The 17,936-nt window shown below is 69.6% G+C and carries 16 protein-coding genes, 2 tRNA genes and 1 pseudogene; 11 read left to right on the forward strand and 8 right to left on the reverse strand.

Features of this window, described 5'->3' with window-relative positions:
* Positions 1-13: 13 nt before the first annotated feature.
* Together FIV43_RS10765 and FIV43_RS22350 are read right to left on the reverse strand one after the other, a co-directional pair.
* A complete protein-coding gene (locus FIV43_RS10765) occupies positions 14-1,051 on the reverse strand; it encodes an adenosine deaminase (protein WP_141014128.1) in 1,038 nt (345 codons plus the stop codon).
* Positions 1,048-2,325, reverse strand: a complete 1,278-nt coding sequence (locus FIV43_RS22350) for a MauE/DoxX family redox-associated membrane protein (RefSeq protein ID WP_231122984.1) — start codon at positions 2,323-2,325, stop codon at positions 1,048-1,050. Before FIV43_RS22350 ends, FIV43_RS10765 begins: the two co-directional genes overlap by 4 nt.
* A 78-nt stretch (positions 2,326-2,403) precedes the next feature.
* Here FIV43_RS22350 and orn point away from each other — a divergent pair, with 78 nt between their 5' ends.
* On the forward strand, positions 2,404-3,021 hold the full coding sequence (orn, locus tag FIV43_RS10780; protein ID WP_141014129.1) for an oligoribonuclease: 618 nt from the start codon (positions 2,404-2,406) through the stop codon (positions 3,019-3,021).
* A gap of 101 nt (positions 3,022-3,122) precedes the next feature.
* Positions 3,123-3,198, forward strand: a tRNA-His gene (locus FIV43_RS10785).
* Between the two features lie 46 nt (positions 3,199-3,244).
* Here the strand turns inward: FIV43_RS10785 and FIV43_RS23800 are convergent.
* Positions 3,245-3,619 carry a DUF1330 domain-containing protein gene (locus FIV43_RS23800; protein ID WP_407938896.1) on the reverse strand — a complete coding sequence of 125 codons (375 nt, stop codon included), beginning with the start codon at positions 3,617-3,619 and terminating at the stop codon, positions 3,245-3,247.
* A 69-nt stretch (positions 3,620-3,688) separates the two neighbouring features.
* Between FIV43_RS23800 and FIV43_RS23805 the strand changes: the two are divergent.
* Together FIV43_RS23805 and FIV43_RS22360 are read left to right on the forward strand one after the other, a co-directional pair.
* Positions 3,689-3,925: pseudogene (locus FIV43_RS23805) on the forward strand (MarR family transcriptional regulator); the annotation flags it as partial.
* 419 nt (positions 3,926-4,344) lie between these two features.
* A complete protein-coding gene (locus tag FIV43_RS22360; protein WP_231122994.1) occupies positions 4,345-4,569 on the forward strand; it encodes a GNAT family N-acetyltransferase in 225 nt (74 codons plus the stop codon).
* Between the two features lie 34 nt (positions 4,570-4,603).
* Here the strand turns inward: FIV43_RS22360 and FIV43_RS10800 are convergent, their stop codons facing one another.
* Positions 4,604-5,554, reverse strand: coding sequence for a pirin family protein (locus FIV43_RS10800; RefSeq protein ID WP_141014131.1), 951 nt, complete (start codon positions 5,552-5,554; stop codon positions 4,604-4,606).
* Positions 5,555-5,634: 80 nt separating this feature from the next.
* Here FIV43_RS10800 and FIV43_RS10805 point away from each other — a divergent pair, with 80 nt between their 5' ends.
* The 7 genes from FIV43_RS10805 to FIV43_RS10835 all read left to right on the forward strand — a co-directional run bounded on the left by FIV43_RS10805 (position 5,635) and on the right by FIV43_RS10835 (position 13,330).
* Positions 5,635-7,221, forward strand: coding sequence for a phytoene desaturase family protein (locus tag FIV43_RS10805; protein WP_331251020.1), 1,587 nt, complete (start codon positions 5,635-5,637; stop codon positions 7,219-7,221).
* Between the two features lie 155 nt (positions 7,222-7,376).
* Positions 7,377-7,449: transfer RNA gene (locus tag FIV43_RS10810), tRNA-Lys, on the forward strand.
* A gap of 237 nt (positions 7,450-7,686) precedes the next feature.
* Positions 7,687-8,412, forward strand: coding sequence for a hypothetical protein (locus tag FIV43_RS10815; RefSeq protein WP_141014132.1), 726 nt, complete (start codon positions 7,687-7,689; stop codon positions 8,410-8,412).
* A gap of 91 nt (positions 8,413-8,503) precedes the next feature.
* On the forward strand, positions 8,504-9,664 hold the full coding sequence (locus FIV43_RS10820) for an MFS transporter (RefSeq protein ID WP_231123954.1): 1,161 nt from the start codon (positions 8,504-8,506) through the stop codon (positions 9,662-9,664).
* Entirely contained in the window at positions 9,661-10,683 is a 1,023-nt protein-coding gene (locus tag FIV43_RS10825) for a TolB-like translocation protein (protein WP_141014134.1), read from the forward strand. Before FIV43_RS10820 ends, FIV43_RS10825 begins: the two co-directional genes overlap by 4 nt.
* 20 nt (positions 10,684-10,703) lie before the next feature.
* Positions 10,704-12,467 (forward strand): WecB/TagA/CpsF family glycosyltransferase, encoded by a 1,764-nt coding sequence (locus FIV43_RS21445; RefSeq protein WP_196780763.1) that lies wholly within the window; start codon positions 10,704-10,706, stop codon positions 12,465-12,467.
* The gene (locus tag FIV43_RS10835; RefSeq protein ID WP_141014135.1) at positions 12,464-13,330 is read left to right on the forward strand and encodes a glycosyltransferase; all 867 of its coding nucleotides are present in this window, start codon (positions 12,464-12,466) and stop codon (positions 13,328-13,330) included. The genes FIV43_RS21445 and FIV43_RS10835 overlap by 4 nt, the downstream gene beginning before the upstream one ends.
* A gap of 10 nt (positions 13,331-13,340) precedes the next feature.
* Here FIV43_RS10835 and FIV43_RS10840 read toward each other — a convergent pair whose 3' ends face one another.
* The 4 genes from FIV43_RS10840 to FIV43_RS10855 all read right to left on the reverse strand — a co-directional run bounded on the left by FIV43_RS10840 (position 13,341) and on the right by FIV43_RS10855 (position 17,882).
* On the reverse strand, positions 13,341-14,078 hold the full coding sequence (locus FIV43_RS10840) for a PHP domain-containing protein (protein ID WP_141014136.1): 738 nt from the start codon (positions 14,076-14,078) through the stop codon (positions 13,341-13,343).
* Between the two features lie 3 nt (positions 14,079-14,081).
* Positions 14,082-15,269 (reverse strand): hypothetical protein, encoded by a 1,188-nt coding sequence (locus FIV43_RS10845; protein ID WP_181407448.1) that lies wholly within the window; start codon positions 15,267-15,269, stop codon positions 14,082-14,084.
* On the reverse strand, positions 15,266-16,990 hold the full coding sequence (locus FIV43_RS10850; protein ID WP_141014138.1) for a polysaccharide deacetylase family protein: 1,725 nt from the start codon (positions 16,988-16,990) through the stop codon (positions 15,266-15,268). The genes FIV43_RS10845 and FIV43_RS10850 overlap by 4 nt, the downstream gene beginning before the upstream one ends.
* A gap of 229 nt (positions 16,991-17,219) precedes the next feature.
* The gene (locus tag FIV43_RS10855; protein WP_141014139.1) at positions 17,220-17,882 is read right to left on the reverse strand and encodes a glycosyltransferase; all 663 of its coding nucleotides are present in this window, start codon (positions 17,880-17,882) and stop codon (positions 17,220-17,222) included.
* Positions 17,883-17,936 lie beyond the last annotated feature (54 nt).

The raw sequence follows: 17,936 nt of genomic DNA on the forward strand, positions 1-17,936 counted from the left end.
CGCCCCGATCCGGTCAGCCGGCGACGTGGTCCGCGATCTCGGCGCGCAGCCGCGCCTTGACGTCCTCGGGCGCGAACGACACGTCGACCGCGACCGTGGCCAGGTCTGCGACGCCCTGCGCGTCGAGTCCGAGCAGGTCGGCCGCGATCCGGTACTCGGCGTTGAGCGTGGTGCCGAACATCGGCGGGTCGTCGGAGTTGACGGTCACCACCACGCCCGCGTCGACGAACGCCTGCAGCGGGTGCTCGGCCAGGGAGGCGACGGCGCGGGTGGCCACGTTGGACGACGGGCACACCTCCAGCGGGATCCGCTGCTCGGCGAGGTGGGCCAGCAGGGCCGGGTCCTGCACCGCGGTGGTGCCGTGCCCGATCCGTTCGGCGCCGAGGTCACGCAGCGCGGACCAGACCGTCTCCGGCCCGGTGGTCTCGCCGGCGTGCGGCACCGAGTGCAGACCGGCCGCCGCGGCCCGGGCGAAGTGCGGGGCGAACTGCGGTCGCGGCACCCCGATCTCGGGTCCACCCAGCCCGAACCCGATCAGGCCGTCGGGACGGTGGTCGAGCGCGTAGGCGAGGGTGGCGTCGGCCGCCGGCAGCCCGGCCTCGCCGGGGATGTCGTAGATCCAGCGCAGCTCGATCCCGAAGTCACGCTGGGCCGACACCCGGGCGTCCTCGATCGCCTCGGTGTAGGCCTCGATCGGCATTCCCCTGTCGTCCTCGTGCGGGCGCACCGAGGTGTAGGGGGTGCAGGTGAGCTCGGCGTACCGCACCGCCTGGGGGCCGGCGAGCTCGCGCGCCACCTCGTAGGTCAGGAACCGGATGTCGTCCGGTGTGCGGATCAGGTCGACGACGGCGAGGTAGACCTCGATGAAGTGCGCGAAGTCCCGGAACTCGAAGAACCTGGCGAGCTCGACCGGGTCCGTCGGCACGGTGCCCGGGTGCCGGGCAGCGAGCTCGGCGACCATCTCCGGCGAGGCGGAGCCGACGTGGTGGACGTGCAGCTCCGCCTTCGGGAGGCCGGCGATGAAGTCGCCGAGGCCGTCGGCCGTGCTCATTCGAGCTCGGCGACCAGGTTGTCGGCCAGGTCCTGGACGGTGCGACCGTCGGTGAACTGCTCGCCGTCGAGCAGGACGGTGGGGGTGCCGGTGACCCCGGCGTTCTTCGCCTCCTCGGTGGCGTCGGTGACCCACTGCTCCTCGGTCAGACCCTCGATGCCGTCGCGCACGTCGGCCTCGTCGGCGCCCGCCTCGACCGCGAGGTCGACCAGGTCGTCGTCGGTCATCGCGTCGGGGTCCTGCTCGGAGGGCTGGTTCTCGAAGAGCAGGTCGTGGTACTCCTTGGCGACCTCGGCCCCGGCGGCGTCCAGCACCACGGCGAACGCGTTGGCGGCCCGGATCGGGTAGTCGCCGAAGCTGTCGCTGAGCAGGTCGAACGGCCGGTACTCGACGTACACCTTGCCGTCGGCGGCGAGCTGGGTGAGGTCGTCCCGGGTCTCTCCCTCGAGGGCGCCGCAGTAGGGGCAGAGGAAGTCCTCGTAGATGACGACGGTGTGCGGCGCGTCCTCCTCGCCGATGGTGACGCCGAACTCGCTGGCTCCGGCGGGGGCGGCGTCGACCTCCTCGGTGTTGCTGACGCTGATCCAGATGGCGCCCCCGACGATCACCGCCATCGCCAGCACCACCCCACCGATGGTCAGCACCCGGCGCCGCTGCTCGCGGCGCTTCTGCTCGGCGCGGGCGGCGGCGGCCTTCGCCTGTCGTTCAGCGGCCTTCTTGGAGGTCGATGCCATCGGTTCAGCTTTCCTTCTTCGATCAGCTCGACGTGGTGTCGAGCACGGTCTCGGGCGGGAGTCGTGGGTGTGGTCGGGGAAGAGGACGTTGTCGAGGGCGAGGGCCGTGCGGCGCAGCACGAGCACCAGCAGCGACGCCGCCAGCAGGGCGGCGTCCCGGGCGATCTCCCACGGGTACGCGTCGGCCGCTCCCGCCTCGGCTCCCCCACCGCCGAAGCAGCCGCAGTCGATCTCGATGCCGCGGGCCCAGACCGAGGCGATCCCGACGATGAACGCGACGAAGAGGACCGACGAGACCAGCGCGGCCGCCCGGGTCAGCACGCCGAGGATCAGGGCGAGCCCGACCGCGATCTCCAGGGCGGGCAGCACCAGGCCGACCAGGTCGGCGACCGCGGGCGGCAGCAGCTGGTAGGCGCGGACCGCGTTGATGCTCTCCTCGGGGGTGGTCACCTTCAGCGCGCCCGCGACCAGCCAGACACCGCCGGTCACCAGGCGCGCCAGCAGCCCGACCCACGGCCACGCACGTCCCACCCGTTCCACAGCAGTGAGAGTAGTGGTCGGGGCTGAACGCCGACTGAGAGCGATCGGCACGGCGGCGACCGCGTAGGGTGGCTGGTCGTGAACGAACGACTCGTCTGGATCGACTGCGAGATGACCGGACTCGACCTCGGCGCCGACGCGCTGGTCGAGGTCGCGGCGCTGGTGACCGACTTCGACCTCAACGTGCTCGGCGACGGCGTCGACATCATCATCAAGCCGCCCGCCGAGGCCCTGGACCAGATGATCGAGTTCGTGCGCAACATGCACGCCAACTCCGGCCTGCTCGACGAGCTCGACGGCGGGGTGACGTTGGAGGAGGCCGAGGAGCAGGTGATGACCTACCTGCGCGAGCACTGCCCCGCGGAGAGCCGTCCTCCGCTGGCCGGCAACTCCGTGGCCACCGACCGCGGCTTCCTGGCCCGCGACATGTCGACGCTCGACGCGTTCCTGCACTACCGGATCGTGGACGTCTCCTCGATCAAGGAGCTCTCCCGGCGCTGGTACCCGAAGGCCTACTTCAACGCGCCCACCAAGCGGGGCAACCACCGCGCCCTGGCCGACATCCAGGAGAGCATCGAGGAGCTGCGCTACTACCGCGACACCGTCTTCGTCCCGCTGCCCGGCCCCGAGTCCGAGGCGGCGCGCGAGGCCGCCGAGCGGCACGGCGGGTCGATCACCGGCCTCTCCGGCTCCTGAACCGCCCGTGAGCCCCGCTCCCGGGCCCCCGATTCAGCGATCGGCCACCGATCCGTCTAGACTCTCTCCCGCTGTTCCGGCTCGACGCCGGACGCGGCATGGTGGGTATAGCTCAGCTGGTAGAGCGCCGCGTTGTGGTCGCGGATGTCGCGGGTTCAAGTCCCGTTACTCACCCCACCCGATACGAGCCCCGGTCCGCGACAGCGGGCCGGGGCTCGTCGCGTCAGTGCCAGGCCGTGGTGGGCTGCAGCACGGCCTCGGCCAGCGCCCGCGTACGCAGCCCGGTCACCTCCTGGTACTCCGGGTCGGCCACCATCCGGGCGAACGCCGCCCGCGACGGATACCGGACCAGCACGACGGCGTCCCAGGACTGGCCGGACTCGGCCACCAGCGCCGGGTGCCCGTCCCCGGAGTAGAGGATCTCCCCGCCGACGCGCGGCAGGAAGGTGTCGGCCACGGCGGCGCCGTACTCGTCGTAGAGCGGGCGTCCGCCCTCGGCGAAGCGCAGCAGGTTGAGCATCACGACGGGGCCGCCGGGATCGTCGTCGAGGAAGCGTTTGAGGTCGATGCCTCGGGGGTCAACAGCCATGTCCGGCATCGTGGCACGGGTCGGCCACCGCGCGGGGTCGGTTCGACCGGCGGTCAATCTCTGACTAAAGTCAGAGATATGACCGACGAGACCCCCACGACCACCCTGCGCCGCTTCAACCGCACCTACACCCGGCGGATCGGGGTCCTGGAGGAGTCGTTCCTGGGCACCGGTCGCCCGCTGGCCGCCTCGCGGGTGCTCTACGAGGTCGGGGTGGCCGGCGGCTGCACCGTGCGCGGCCTGCGCGACCTGCTCGCCCTCGACTCCGGCCAGCTCGCCCGGCTGCTCCGGACGCTGGAGGCGGACGGACTGGTGCGGACCGAGCCGGATCCGGACGACCGCCGGGTGCGCGTCGTACGGCTCACGCCCGCCGGCACGAGCGCGTACGACGACCTCGAGCGCCGCTCCGAGGAGCGTGCCGCGGCGCTGGTCTCCCCGCTCACCGCGCGCCAGCGCGCCCGCCTGGCCGCGGCGCTCGGCACCGCCGACCTGTTGGTGCGCGCCGCCACGGTGGACCTGGTCGAGGTCCCCACCGACGACCCGCGCGCGATCGCGGCGACCCGGCGCTACGTCGCCGAGCTCGACGACCGCTTCCCCGGCGGCTTCGACCCGGGCCGGCCGGTCGCCGAGCCCGACGGCGTCTCGGTGGTGGCGATCAGCGACGGCGCCGTCGTCGCCCACGGCGGGCTGCGGCCGGAGCCGGGCGCGGGGCCGGGGTCACCGAGATCAAGCGGATGTGGGTCGACGGCGACTGGCGCGGGGCGGGCCTGGGCGCCCGGATGCTGCGTCACCTGGAGGCCCTCGCCTGGGAACGCGGCTCGGACCGGGTGGTGCTGGACACCAACGGCACGCTCGGCGAGGCGATCGCCCTCTACGAGCGCTCCGGCTACCGGCCGATCGAGCGGTACAACGACAACCCGTACGCCGAGGCCTTCTTCGCCAAGGACCGACCCCGGTGAGGCGAGGGCGAGCGGCCGGACCTCGTCGCGGGCGTCACCCGGCGGGGATGTGGCCGAACCGGCCCTTCTGGAAGTCCTCGTAGGCGCTGCGCACCTCGGACCTGCTGTTCATCACGAACGGTCCCGCCCAGGCGATCGGCTCGCGGATCGGGCGGCCGCCGAGCACCACCACGTCGAGCCGGGGCGAGCGTGCCTCCTGCGCGAGATCCGCGGCGACGGTCAGGTAGTCTCCCGCGCCCAGCAGCGCGGTCTGCCCGGCACTGATCGGTCGACCCTCGACGCCGACGCTCCCGGCGCCGTTCAGGACGTAGACCAGTGCGTTGAAGTCGACCTCCCAGGGCAGGTCGATCCGGGCACCGGGCTCGAGGGTGAGGTGCACCAGGCTCATCGGGCTGTGCGTCGAGCCCGGACCGGCGTGACCGGCCACGTCCCCCGCGATCACCCGGACCAGGGCGCCGGCATCGGCCGAGGTCAGCAGCCGGACCTCCCCGGACCGGATGTCCTGATAGCGCGGGGCGGTGAGCTTGTCGCTGCGCGGCAGGTTCACCCAGAGCTGGATGCCGTGGAACAGTCCACCGGCCCGGACCAGCCACTCCGGCGGGGACTCGATGTGCAGCAGGCCGGCGCCGGCGGTCATCCACTGGGTGTCGCCGTTCGTGATCGTGCCGCCCCCGCCGTGGCTGTCGGAGTGGTCGAAGACGCCGTCGATCATGTAGGTGACGGTCTCGAAGCCGCGGTGCGGGTGCCAGGGGGTGCCCTTGGGCTCGCCCGGCGCATACTCCACCTCGCCCATCTGGTCCATCATGATGAACGGGTCGAGGTCGCGCAGCTCGAGCCCGGCGAACGCGCGGCGGACCGGGAACCCCTCGCCCTCGTAGCCCTGGGGAGCCGTGGTGATCTGCCGGACCGGACGCGGCTGGTCGCCCAGCCCCGGCGAACCGATGCGGGAGAGCGTGGTGAGGTCGTCGACGGTGATCGCGGGCATGAGGCCCACCTCCCTGAAGAAGTAGTTGCCTGATCAACCACTTAGGGGTGTCCTCCATTCCCTGCCGCTAGGGTCGCTGGATGAGCCCCTCCCCGCAGCGAAGCTCCTACGACGTCGCGGTGGTGGGTGGCGGCCACAACGGCCTGACCGCCGCCGCCTACCTCGCCCGTGCCGGCCTCTCCGTCCTGGTGCTGGAGCGGCGCGACCGGGTCGGCGGTGCCGCGATCTCGGCGCAGGCCTTCCCGGACTTCCCCACCCGGCTCTCCCGCTACTCCTACCTGGTCTCCCTGCTCCCCGACGCCATCACCCGCGACCTCGACCTGGACATCGCGCTGGCGCGGCGTCGTACCGCCTCGTACTCGCCGTACCTGCGCGACGGGGTGGCGGGCGGCCTGCTGGTGGAGCGCGACGAGGGCGAGCGGACCCGCGCGTCCTTCGCCGAGCTGACCGGCGACGACACCGAGTACGACGCCTGGCGGGCCTTCTACGCAGGCGTCGCCGACCTGGCGGGCCAGGTGGCACCGACGCTCACCGGGCCGCTCCCCTCCGAGCACGACCTGCGCGCCGTCGTCGACGCCGAGATCTGGCGCGACGTGGTCGAGCGCCCGCTCGGCGAGGCCGTCGAGCGGCGCTTCCGCGACGACCTGGTACGCGGGGTCGTCGGCACCGACGCACTGATCGGCACCTTCGCCTCCCTGCACGAGGAGTCGCTGGTCCAGAACCGGTGCTTCCTCTACCACCTCATCGGGAACGGCAACGGTGAGTGGCGGGTGCCCGTCGGCGGCATGGGCGCGGTGACCGGCGCCCTGGAGAAGGCCGCCCGCAGCGCGGGGGCCGAGATCCTGACCGGCGCCGAGGTCACCGCCGTCGAGGCCACGGCGGACGCACCCAGTGCGGTGGTCCGCTGGGCCGGGCCCGACGGCGACCACGGGATCGACGTCGGCACCGTGCTCTCCAACGTCGCGCCCTGGGTGCTGCACCGACTGCTGGGGCGCGACCCCGGCGAGGTCGTGAAGCCCGAGGGCGCGCAGCTCAAGATCAACGTGCTGCTGTCGCGTCTGCCGCGGCTGCGCTCGGGCGCCGACCCGGCCGAGGCGTTCGCCGGCACGCTCCACCTCGCCGAGACCCTCACCCAGGTCGAGGCCGCGCATGCGGCGGCGGCCGCCGGCGTACTGCCCGACCCGATGCCGGGCGAGGTGTACTGCCACTCCCTGACCGACCCCTCGATCCTCGGCGACATGCCCGCGGGCACGCACACCCTCACCTACTTCGGGCTGCACACCCCGGCCTCGCTCTTCGACGCCGACCCGGAGGCCACCAGGGCCGAAGCGGTGCGGCGGGCCCTCGCGGCCCTCGACGAGCACCTGGTCGAGCCGATCGACGAGGTGGTGCTGCGAACCGCGGACGGGACACCGTGCATCGAGGCCAAGATCCCCAGGACATCGAGGCGGACCTGGCGATGCCCGGCGGACACATCTTCCACGGGGATCTGGAGTGGCCGTGGGCCCCGCCCGCGCGCGCCTGGAGACGCCCGCCGAGCGCTGGGGGGTGCAGACGGACCTGGCCAGCGTGCTGGTCTGCGGGTCGGGCGCCCGACGCGGCGGCGCGGTCAGCGGTCTCGGCGGTCACAACGCGGCGCAGGCGGTCCTGGAACGGCGCTGAGGTGACGGTGTCGACCCCGGGCGGGCCACGGTCACGCACGTGGGCGTGCGGGCGGGGTGCGGGCGGGGTGCGGACCGTCCGAGGCGTCGCCCCGCCGATTTCATCCGGGCGCCCCGCGCTGGTAATGTTTCATCTCGCGTTCGGCACGGTTCGAAGGCATGCGCCATTAGCTCAATTGGCAGAGCAGCTGACTCTTAATCAGCGGGTTCGGGGTTCGAGTCCCTGATGGCGTACAGAGCAAGACCCCCGGGGTCGCCGAGAGGCGGACCGGGGGTCTTCTGCGTGTGCGGCGCAGTCGCGCTGACCCCTCGCCCGCCTTCGGGTCATTGTCTGGGAGACGACTTTCGGAGCCGCTCCCCAAGCTTGGGTAACTGCCTTCGGTCGCCGCGGGGCGCGGGGGGAAAGTCGCTCAGTCTCGTAGTCAGAGCGGGGGCCAGACGGGCCCTCCCTGGCGCCTGGAGTCCCTGCGCATGTCCGAACGTCGCAAGCTCGTCATCGCGGTCGTGCTTGCCGCTGTGCTCGCGGTCGCGGTGGGCACACAGATCGGACCCCGCGTGGGCAGCGCCGACGGGAGCAGCGTGGAGACGGCCGCCTCCGCCGATGCGGCGCCTGACGTGAACTCAGACGGGGAGTTGTCGACTGCCGCCGAGCCCGGGGACCGCCAATTCGACGCGCCCGCCGAGGACGGAGGCGAGGGTCGCGGCGGTTCGGCCAACTCGGCTGACGGCAACGGTGGCGTCGAGGTGATGCCCGAGGATCCTGCTCAAACGACGGCGGGACTACCCGGCCTGGACAACAGGAGTAGTGGCGAGAGAGGCGGGGACACGCCACTGCCTGACCGCACCGACTTCGCCGACGAGCCGCAGTTCTCCGACGGGAAGCTGGCTGAGGGGTATCCAGAAGGTCTGCTGCCCATCGCGCCAGGCTCGACCGTGGTCAACAGCAGCGTGTCGCCCTCAGAAGGCCGGGTCCAGGTCGCTCTGGTGGGACAGCGTCGCCGCAGCGAGGATGCGCTCCTCCGCTTCTATCGGCAGAAGTTGAGCAGCGCTGGATTCACCGAAGGTGAGTCGTTGTCTGTCGGCAGTGCCGAGTCGGCGGCATTCGAGCGCGATGGCAGCACGGTGGTCGTCACCCTCGACCCGGGAGCGGGGCGGACCTACTCGGTCTACGCCACGCTGCTGGTCGAAGGGGCGTGACCCACTCGTGTACCTGACGCTGAGCGACCGGCCGGGGAGCGAGGTCCGAACCGGACCGACCAAGCGGCGCCACGTGCCCCGGGTGGTCATCATGCTGGGGATCGTCAGCCTGGTCACCGACATCTCCTCGGAGTCGGTCGCCGCGATCCTGCCGCTCTACCTGACCGCCGTCGTGGGCCTGTCATCGATCTCCTACGGCTTCATCGACACCCTCTATCAAGGGGTCAGCGCGCTGGTCCGGATCGGTGGCGGCTGGGCCGCCGATCGAGGTGGGCATCCGAAGTGGGTGGCGCTGCTCGGCTACGGGACATCCACGGTGGCACGTTTCTTCCTCCTGTTCAGCACCGGTCTGGCGGCCATCTCCGCGGTGATCTCTGCGGACCGCATCGGCAAGGGCATCCGGACCGCGCCACGCGACGCGATGATCTCGTCCGCCACGGCGAAGGAGGACCTCGGCTATGCCTTCGGCGTGCACCGCGCCCTGGACACGACCGGCGCCGCACTCGGACCGCTGATCGCCTTCGCCATCCTGTGGTGGATCCCGGACGGCTACCTCACGGTCATGGTCGTGTCCTTCGGCTTCGCCGTGCTGGGTGTCGCTCTCCTCGGTCTGTTCGTGGAGGACCGAGGGACGGCCGAGCCGAAGCCGATACGTTCGTCGGTCAACTGGCGCCAGGTCGCCCGGCCCGGAATGACCCGTCTGCTCGCGGTCGCCGGCGTACTCGGGCTGCTGACGGTGGGCGATGGGTTCATCTACCTTGCGCTCCTCGATCGTGGCGGGTTCGCCGCCCACTGGTTCCCGTTGCTCTATGTCGGAACCAATGTCGCGTTCCTGGCATTGGCCATCCCGATCGGCCGGCTTGCTGATCGGGTGGGCAAAGCCAGGGTTCTCATCGGCGGACACCTCGCCCTGCTGGGCGCCTACGTCATCGTCGCCGCCCCAATCGATCTCGCCGCGTCAACAATGGCTTCCCTCTTCCTGCTGGGCCTCTTCTACGCCGCGACCGATGGGGTCATCGCCGCACTGGCGAGTCGTCTGGTCGCGCCCGAGGTGCGCGCCAGCGGGATCGCGTCCGCCCAGACGGTCGTGGCCGTGGCCAGGATGGGTTCCTCCGCGATCTTCGGCGTGCTCTGGTTCCTGCTCGGGGCACAAGCCGCCCTCCTGGGCGTCGGCGTCGTCCTGGCTCTTGTCCTCCCCATCGCTTCCAGTTCGATCCGGAGCCTCGATCGGGCGGCCGAGGTGACCCCGTGAGCCAGAAATCCAGGATCGTGCTGTTCGCCGGCCTCGTCTTCGTGGTCGTCACCGGCGTCACGGCCTACGCCGTTGCCGCCGCCAACGACTACCGGCGCAACCACGACCGGCCGCCGTCGGTCCCGGTCGCCTCCGCCGACGAGGACCTCACCTATGGGCCGCGGATCGTCTTTCGGCACACCGGCATCGACGAGGAATACGGAGTCGTCGCGGCCGTATCGCTGTCCGACCCGAGCGGTGCCCGCGCCTTCACCGATGTGGTCTGCGATCGCGTCGACGCCACCGACACCACCGGCGCGTGCCTGCGCACGGAGCGGGGTGTCGTCACCAAGTACTCCCTCACCGAATACGACGCGGAGTGGAACGAACTCCAGAAGGTGGCGGTGCCCGGCATCCCGAGTCGAACCCGCCTGTCCGACGACGGCACGCTCGTGTCGACTACGACCTTCGTGAGCGGCCACTCCTACATGCAGGTCGGCTTCTCGACCGCGACCGAGATACGCGCGGTCGGTGGCAAGGGCTTCGGCAACCTCGAGAAGTTCACCCTGGTGATCGACGGCGAGACGGTCTCACCGGTCGATCGGAACATCTGGGGCGTCACCTTCATGCCGGACGACACCACCTTCTACGCCACCGTCGGCACGGGCGGTGACACCTACCTCGTCGAGGGTGACCTCGACGACCGCACGCTGACCTCGATCGCCGACCACGTCGAGTGCCCGTCCCTCTCCCCCGACCACACCAAGGTCGCCTTCAAGGAGGCGACCGAGCGCGACGGACAGACCTGGTGGACGCCGACAGTGCTGGACCTGAGCACCGGTGAGCGCGAGGTGCTCGCGGGCGAACAGCGCAATGTCGATGACCAGATCGCGTGGCTCGACGACGACACGCTCCTCTACGGGCTGGCCCGCGAGGACGAACCGGGGGTCACCGACGTCTGGTCCCTCGACACGGAGGCCGACGCGGAGCCCGAGCTCTTGATCGAACAAGCCTGGTCGCCCGCGGTGGTGCGGCCATGACCGCTACAGAGGAGACTCACGTGACCACCCAGACGACAGCGCGTGTCGAGACCCGCGACGCCACGTCGGTCCGATCCCCCGCACGCGAGTTGTTCCCTGCCGTGTCCCTCGGAGGCTCACGTGTCGAGCTCGCGATCGAGCGCGAGGCCACCGATGCGATCCTCGACGGGGCCCGTCACCCAGGTCCGGTGCCGCTCGGGGTCCTCTCCGCCAACCTGGACCACGTCCATCACTTCGGGAGAGGAAGCCGATGGGACGGCGTTCTGGAGCATGCCGAGAGAACGGGAGCGGTCTCGTGGCTCACGCTCCTAGATGGTGCGCCTCTGGTCCATCGGGCGAATCGGCTCACCGGTGGCCGGTGGCCGCGCCTAGCAGGCAGCGACATCATCGAAGGCATCCTCCGTGGCGCCGCGGCTGATGGACTGTCAATCGGGTTCGTCGGGGGCGCTCCCGAGACCCACGCGATGTTGCGCAGTCAACTCCCCCACACACACCCGCACCTTCGGCTGGCCGGGTGTTGGAGCCCGGAGCGAGAAGATCTCGCCGACCGTGACCGGTCCGGGCACCTCGCCGACGAGATCCGTGAGTCAGGCGTCGACATCCTCGTCGTCTGCCTCGGCAAGCCCCGCCAGGAGTTGTGGATCACCGAGTACGGAGCCAGGAGTGGCGCCCCTGTCCTCCTCGCCTTCGGCGCCGTGGTGGACTTCCTCGCCGGTCGGGTCGAGCGGGCGCCTGCGTGGGCGTCGCGGCACGGGGTCGAGTGGGCATACCGGTTGGCCAAGGAGCCGCGGCGCCTCGCACGGCGCTACCTGGTGGACGGGCCGCCGGCCTACCGTCAGCTCCGTTTGCACTCGGGCAGCCAGATGGGAACTCCCCGTTGGGAGGACGCGGGGTACACGGCACTCACGGGCATCGATAGTCCGCCGGCAGGCCCTGGCTCCGTGGTGATCCCTGCACACAACGAGGCTGCGGTCATTGGCCGGACGTTGCGGGCTCTGCAGCCGGCGATCGAAACCGGCGGAGTCGAAGTGGTGATCGCCTGCAACGGTTGCACCGACGACACCGCTGAGATCGCCGGCAGGTTCCGCGGCGTCCAGGTGATCGAACTCGACCGACCCTCCAAGTCCGCGGCGATCAATGCTGCGGAGCAGATCGCTACCGCGTGGCCACGGCTGTATCTCGATGCCGACATCACGGTGCCGTCGGAGACGCTCGGCGCCCTGTTCCATGCCGTGCGAACGCCCGGTGGCCCGTTGGCCGTCCGCGCCCCATACGTCATCGATCTCGACGGCGCGACCTGGCCGGTGCGCTCCTACTACCGGGCGCGAGCACGTCTCGCAACGGAACGCACACCGCTGTGGGGGGCTGGAGCTTTCGTACTCGGCGTCGACGGGCGCAGCCGGTTCGACGACTTCCCCGACGTCGTTGCCGACGACCTGTACGTCGACTCCTTGTTCGCCGACGAGGAGAAGACTGCGCCCGGCGCTCCGCCCGTCACTGTCTTCGGTCCGCGCGACAGCCGAAGCCTGCTGGCCATCGTGCGCAGGAGCAGCCGTGGTGTCGCTGAGCAGCGAGCGGACGACGACAGCCCCGTCCGCTCGACCGCATCCGGGACGGTCGTCAAGCTGCTGGGAGGCGTCCGAACGCCGAGAGGCGTCGTGGACGCAGGGATCTATGCGGCCTTCGCGGTGGCCGGACGCATCGTCAACCGGTGGGGGTCGGCAACCCGCTGGGAACGCGACGACAGTTCGCGGTGCGTCGCCGCGGAGGGAGGTCGAGCATGAGCACCGATCTGGACCATGTGTTCCTCACCAGGTTCAACCTGCCGAGCGAAGGAGCCGAGAGCCTTATCCGCGCACGCGAAGACTGGCTGACCGAACGGATCGCGCTATTCGAGCGCTACACAGTGCCGTCCCTGATGTCGTTGCAGACGTGCCCGGACTTCCGGTGGATCATCTACCTCGACCCGCAGAGTCCGGCCTGGCTGAAGGCTAAGATGGAGACCCTTGCGAGCGACTCCCGGGTCCACCCGATCTTTCGCGAGCGGGTCGACCACGAGGACCTTGCCGCTGATCTCCTACTGGCGGTGGGACGGCCTGCCGGCCACCTGCTCACCACGAACCTCGACAACGACGACGGCCTGGCGGTCGACTTCGTCGAGCGTCTCCAGCAGGTCCGGACCACCCTCCCGAGGATGGGGATCTACATGCGGCACGGCCTGATCAAGAGCAGCAACGGCGTCTATCTCCGCGACGACCCGGTTAACGCCTTCTGCTCTGTCTGGGAGCGGTGGGACGCCAGCCCGCTGACCTGCTGGTCGGAGTGGCACAACCTGCTTGCGCAGCGGATGCCGACCGAAGCCGTCGACGGCCCGCCGGCCTGGCTCCAGGTGATCCATGACCAGAACGTGAGCAACCGGGTCCGGGGACGACTGGTGTCCCCTATGCGTCACCGAGGACGGTTCGGTGGTCTGATCGACGATGTTCCAGAACCGGACGCGGGTATGGTCTGGCGGGACCGTCTCGTGGCGCAGCCGCAACGGGCCGCGCGGGAGTCGGCGCGCCGTGTCGTCAAGGAGACGGTGCTCAAGGTCGGTGGCAGGGACGCCCTCGATCGCGTCAAACTCCGGCTGGCAAGTCGGACCTGATCACGAGGGCTCAGTCGGCCGAGCGCCGTACCTTCGACTCGATCCACCGGAGTCGCGGCGCGACCGCGCGCCTGGTCCGCTCCAGCCCCGACGCAGTCCTGGCCGGCCACCCGCGGGCGAAGTGGTCGGGCGTGACACCGAGGACGCTTCCCCTGGCCTGACGAGTCCTGAGGGCAGCCACGACCGCCCGCTCCTCCGGTGGTGAGTCGACCACGATCGACATCGGGAAGAACTGGCGTGGTCCGTGGAAGTCGAGCGAGACGGCCGGGACCAGTCCGAACCGCTGCGCCGTCTCCAGAGCCCACGTGTTCGGGGTCAGCCCGTCGTACTTCCGACTCCATACCTCCACCCCGTGCAGGTGCGGCACCCACGCCGGGTCGAAGCGCCGCCAGGCGTCGCGGCGAGCCGGATGCGCGAAAAGCGTGGCTGCCCCCGCCGCGTCCGCCTCTGCCAGCACTGTCAGCGGTCGCGGGCTGCGCCCGAGGAACGGAACATCCCCGAACACCGGAAGGTGCACCACATGGTCCGGATCCTGGTATTCGACCCCGGGCACAATGAGGAAACCGTCGCCGCTGAGCTTGCGACACTCCGCTACCAGCGACCGCCAACGCTCCTCGGTCATCGTCCGGTCGTGGTCGCACACCAGCGCACCGTCGTACCCGAACCGCCGCAGCCAGTCCCGGATCCGTCGAAGGTCCCACGTGCCGTCGTCCGACCAGGTCGAGTGGATGTGCGTTGCCAGACGCATCCGCTATCGACTCCTTCTTCCTCGCCACTGGGCGGCCAGTGTTTCGAGAGTGTCGACCACCAACACCCACGGCTGTCGCAGGTTCCAATTGTAGAGACGGTCACCACGTCGAAACGTGAGCAGCCGCTTGCTCGTCACCAAGGGGCGCGGCCAGCGCTCCGCGAACGCAGCCGACTGTGGACCCCGGACGACGAAGGCGAGGTGCAGCGCTTCCCGTCCGAGATGTCGCGCTCGCACGTACGGCGGATGCGCGGGCGGGGCCGGCATTTGCGGTCGTCCGAGCGCGGCCTCCACGGCCCACGCCGGATACTCAAGCCCGCGTCGACGCGCCAGCGCCAGACTGCCCCAGGCTCGCCCATTCAGCTCCATGAACCAGGGGACGCCGTCGGTCCCGCGGAGCAGCTCGACCATGAACAGTCCTCGCCATCCCACGTGCGCGAGGAACTCGGTGATCATCGGCTGGAGGGCGCGGTCCGGCTCGATCGACTCGCAGGCGGATGAGGCCGAGCCCTGCGGGTTGACCATCCGCACCCGACGATGGGCCGACCACTGCTGAACTCCTGCCTCGTCGCAGTAGCCGAAGATGCCCTCGCCGACACCGGTCACCAATGGCTGCACCAGCACTCGGCCCGGTTGCATCGCCTCCTCGGCGGCGGAGAGCTCCGCTGCGTCGGACACCACACGGCCGTTCGGTCGCTCAAGTCGTCCGTCCTGAACGCGGACCGCATCCACGGGCTTGATGATGCTGGGTGCGGTGATGGACTCGACGCCACCGACACTGTCGTAGGCCTTGGACGGCGGTACGGGGAGACCGACCTCGGCTGCGAGATCGACCTGCGCCGCCTTGTCCAGCGCGAACCGAGCCCCGGCGGCGCCGGGTCCGACCATCGTGGTGTCGCCCCAGGTCACCAGCGTGGAGACCAGAAGCGCCCCGTCGTCCAACGGCACGAAGGCCGCCGGGCGTGCGGAGGCCACGTATGCCTGAATGGCGGAAACGGTGGCTCCGATGTCGGTCTCCGGCGCCGGCACCTCGACGCGCTCCACGCCCCACAGGAATCGACTCGACGACCGGCTGCCAGCACGGTGCAGCAGCACCACCCGGAACCCCGCCCGCTGTAACGACCAGGCCGTCTCGACCGCGGCGAACGCTTCGGCGAAACCGACCAGCACCCGAGGCCTCCGGTCGGTCATCGCCATCTCTTCACCGCGCTCCGCCCCGACCGGGTCAGCTGCTCCCGGAGATCGCCGGCCGGTCGGTCCAGCCAGGCGCGGATCGTGTCGGCGGTGTCGTGCCGGGTGATCGTGTAGCGCGATCGTGCCCACGCAGCCGCCCGGGTTCCTCCTCCGTCGACGGTGTAGACCCGCTCGATGCCGAACCGTCGCAGACTCGCCAGCACGCCTCGGTCGTAGGAGCCCCGGGGACAGGCGGCATACCGCACCCGTTCCCCGGTGATCGCCGTCAGCCGTCCCATCGACTCACGCAGCTCCGCGTCGAGGGCCTCCCGCCCAAGGTCGCGCCACGGGAGATGGGTCGCGCCGTGGGTGCCGATCGTCATCCCGGAGTCGTGGAGCTCCCGGATCTGTGCCGTGCTGAGGGAGCCAGGGGTGTCGATGCGGTCGGTGATGACGAAGAACGTGGCGCTCAGTCCGCGCTCACGGAGCGCCGGGAGTATGTGCTCGAAGTCCGAGGCGTTGGAGTCGTCGACGGTCAGCTCGACCTCGGCAGGGTGCTGCACCACCAGGTCGAGAACCTCCGTCAGCACCTCCGCCTCGATCCAGAACCGCTCCTCGCCCGCCTCAAGCGCGCGCTGCGGTTCCCCGACACCGTGCAGGCACAGCGATGCCACCGGGCCGGACCGCTCCTGTCCGTCGGTGCGCACCGGTGCAGGCGCGGACTCGGGCTCGCTCTTCGTGGGGCCAGGCAGGTCCGACCACCGTCCTGCGTCCAACACCGTCATCAGAGCTGCCCGGTGGTCAGGGTTCCTCGCTCGCAGCAGGTGCCCGACAGCCACCGCTCCCCTGTAGGCCGCGGACGGCAGCGGACCGTGGAACGATCGGAAGTATCTGATGCGGTTGACCGACATCAAGGCGAGTAGCTGCGGCGAGGTGCCAGAACCGCCACCTTCGTGCACCACCTGGGCTCCGCTCACGTACCGGACCCGGAATCCCGCGTTTCGCGCTCGTCGCTGGTAATCGGTCTCTTCGGCGTAGAGGAAGTACCGATCCGCGGACCACTCACCGACCGCCTCGCTGCAGGCCGCAGAGATCAGCAAGGCCGCGCCACCACCCCAAGCTACATCGCGGTCCTGTCGATAGTCTGACTCATGAAGCAACCTGTCCGTCAGCAGTTGCGGCCGACCGGGCCATTTCGCGCCAAAGACCGCGTCTCCCAACGCCCCCCAAAGGGACGGCTCACGCCTGAGGTGCGGATACCACTCACCCTCGCCGTCGGTGAGGCGCGGAATGGCGATCCCGACCTCATCGGAATCGAATGCGGCCACCAGGCGGTCGATCGCTCCCTCGGCCAAGAAAAGGTCTGGGTTCAGCACCAGCAGGTACGAGCCAACCGCACGCGACCGGGCCAGGTTGATCGCGGCGGAATAGCCAAAGTTACCGCCAGCCTCGACGATCTCGAGTCCGAGCGACCGCGCGACCGCAACGGTATCGTCCGACGAAGCGTTGTCGACAACGAGCGGACGCACTCGGAACGGACCACCCCATTCGGGGATCGATGTTGTCAGGCGCTCGAGGTACTCTCCGCTGTTGTAGGTGACGATGGCAGCAACCAGTTCGTCCGAGTGCCTCCGCGACTCCGCTCGCGCTCCGTTGAATGACCCACCCGTCGTATTGTTCATCTGAAAGTCCTCATCGTGTCGCGGACGCGACCCGGCACGGTCAGTCTCAGCTGTCACGGCACCTCCAATATGCTAGATACTCATGTCCTTATCCTTCTCCCAGGACGTACGAACCGGTCAGAATCCAGAGCAGTCGGTGACTCCTAATGGTGTCAATCGGAGTTGGCCACATCTCGGAGCGCGGCGGTCACGCCTTCACTGAATGCCTCGATTCGCTTCTGTCCAAGCACCAGACGCCGGCCCGCTAGACCCATACCGCGGGCGCGTTCGACGTCATTCCACAACGCTAGGACCGCTTCTCGGAGTGCATCAGCATCCCCGGGGGGACCCACACGCCTTCGACTCCAGGAGTGAACGCATTGCGTTGTCCAGCAACCTGCGAACAGACCACTCCACGCTGCATTGACCAGGCTTCATTCATCGACGTGATGCCGTTGTCACTGTCGGTCGATTGCAGAGGCAATACGACGAACCGAGATCTTTCGTACAGTTCACGCAACTCGACCGGGGACATCGGGCGGACCGTCACATTCGACGGGAGCGCATGTGCCCGGTCGCTGTCATCTCGCCACCAGTCACGGCGATTCGGGTCAAGGCTCCCTGCGATGTGACAGGGAATATCAAGACCGTCCATTGCCCGAATCAGAGTAGCGTAATCACGCATTTCACCCCCCGCCGCCGAAATCGTCGTCGTCGCCGCCGAGTCCTCCGAGTGCCAGAACTCGGTGTCAACCGTCCACGGAAGATCTACGAACTTCCCAGGCGGCACTCCAAGCTTGCAAATCGCAAATTCTCGCTGCGACTCGGGCGGGAGAATGATGCGCGCAATTCGGGAGTGACTGAATCGCAAGAGTCGTGCCTTCTTCGCCTCGGAGACCCTCGTCAGCAACGCGACAATCGGCACCTTGCGACCCGTGATTTTGAGCAAGGACGCCAGGACAAGGGTCACGTCAGCAATGCTCCAACAGAGCACTACGTCGAACCGTGGTCCTACACGGTATGC

Origin of the sequence: Nocardioides sambongensis, assembly GCF_006494815.1 — a bacterium.
Classification (GTDB): Bacteria; Actinomycetota; Actinomycetes; order Propionibacteriales; family Nocardioidaceae; genus Nocardioides; species Nocardioides sambongensis.

Bases quoted from the DNA above. Each gene is read 5' to 3' on its own strand.
- FIV43_RS10765 (WP_141014128.1), bottom strand. From the start codon at position 1,051: ATGAGCACGGCCGACGGCCTCGGCGACTTCATCGCCGGCCTCCCGAAG.
- FIV43_RS23800 (WP_407938896.1), bottom strand. From the start codon at position 3,619: ATGCCGGACATGGCTGTTGACCCCCGAGGCATCGACCTCAAACGCTTC.
- FIV43_RS22360 (WP_231122994.1), top strand. From the start codon at position 4,345: ATGTGGGTCGACGGCGACTGGCGCGGGGCGGGCCTGGGCGCCCGGATG.
- FIV43_RS10800 (WP_141014131.1), bottom strand. From the start codon at position 5,554: ATGCCCGCGATCACCGTCGACGACCTCACCACGCTCTCCCGCATCGGT.
- FIV43_RS10805 (WP_331251020.1), top strand. From the start codon at position 5,635: ATGAGCCCCTCCCCGCAGCGAAGCTCCTACGACGTCGCGGTGGTGGGT.
- FIV43_RS10815 (WP_141014132.1), top strand. From the start codon at position 7,687: ATGTCCGAACGTCGCAAGCTCGTCATCGCGGTCGTGCTTGCCGCTGTG.
- FIV43_RS10820 (WP_231123954.1), top strand. From the start codon at position 8,504: ATGCTGGGGATCGTCAGCCTGGTCACCGACATCTCCTCGGAGTCGGTC.
- FIV43_RS10835 (WP_141014135.1), top strand. From the start codon at position 12,464: ATGAGCACCGATCTGGACCATGTGTTCCTCACCAGGTTCAACCTGCCG.
- FIV43_RS10840 (WP_141014136.1), bottom strand. From the start codon at position 14,078: ATGCGTCTGGCAACGCACATCCACTCGACCTGGTCGGACGACGGCACG.
- FIV43_RS10845 (WP_181407448.1), bottom strand. From the start codon at position 15,269: ATGACCGACCGGAGGCCTCGGGTGCTGGTCGGTTTCGCCGAAGCGTTC.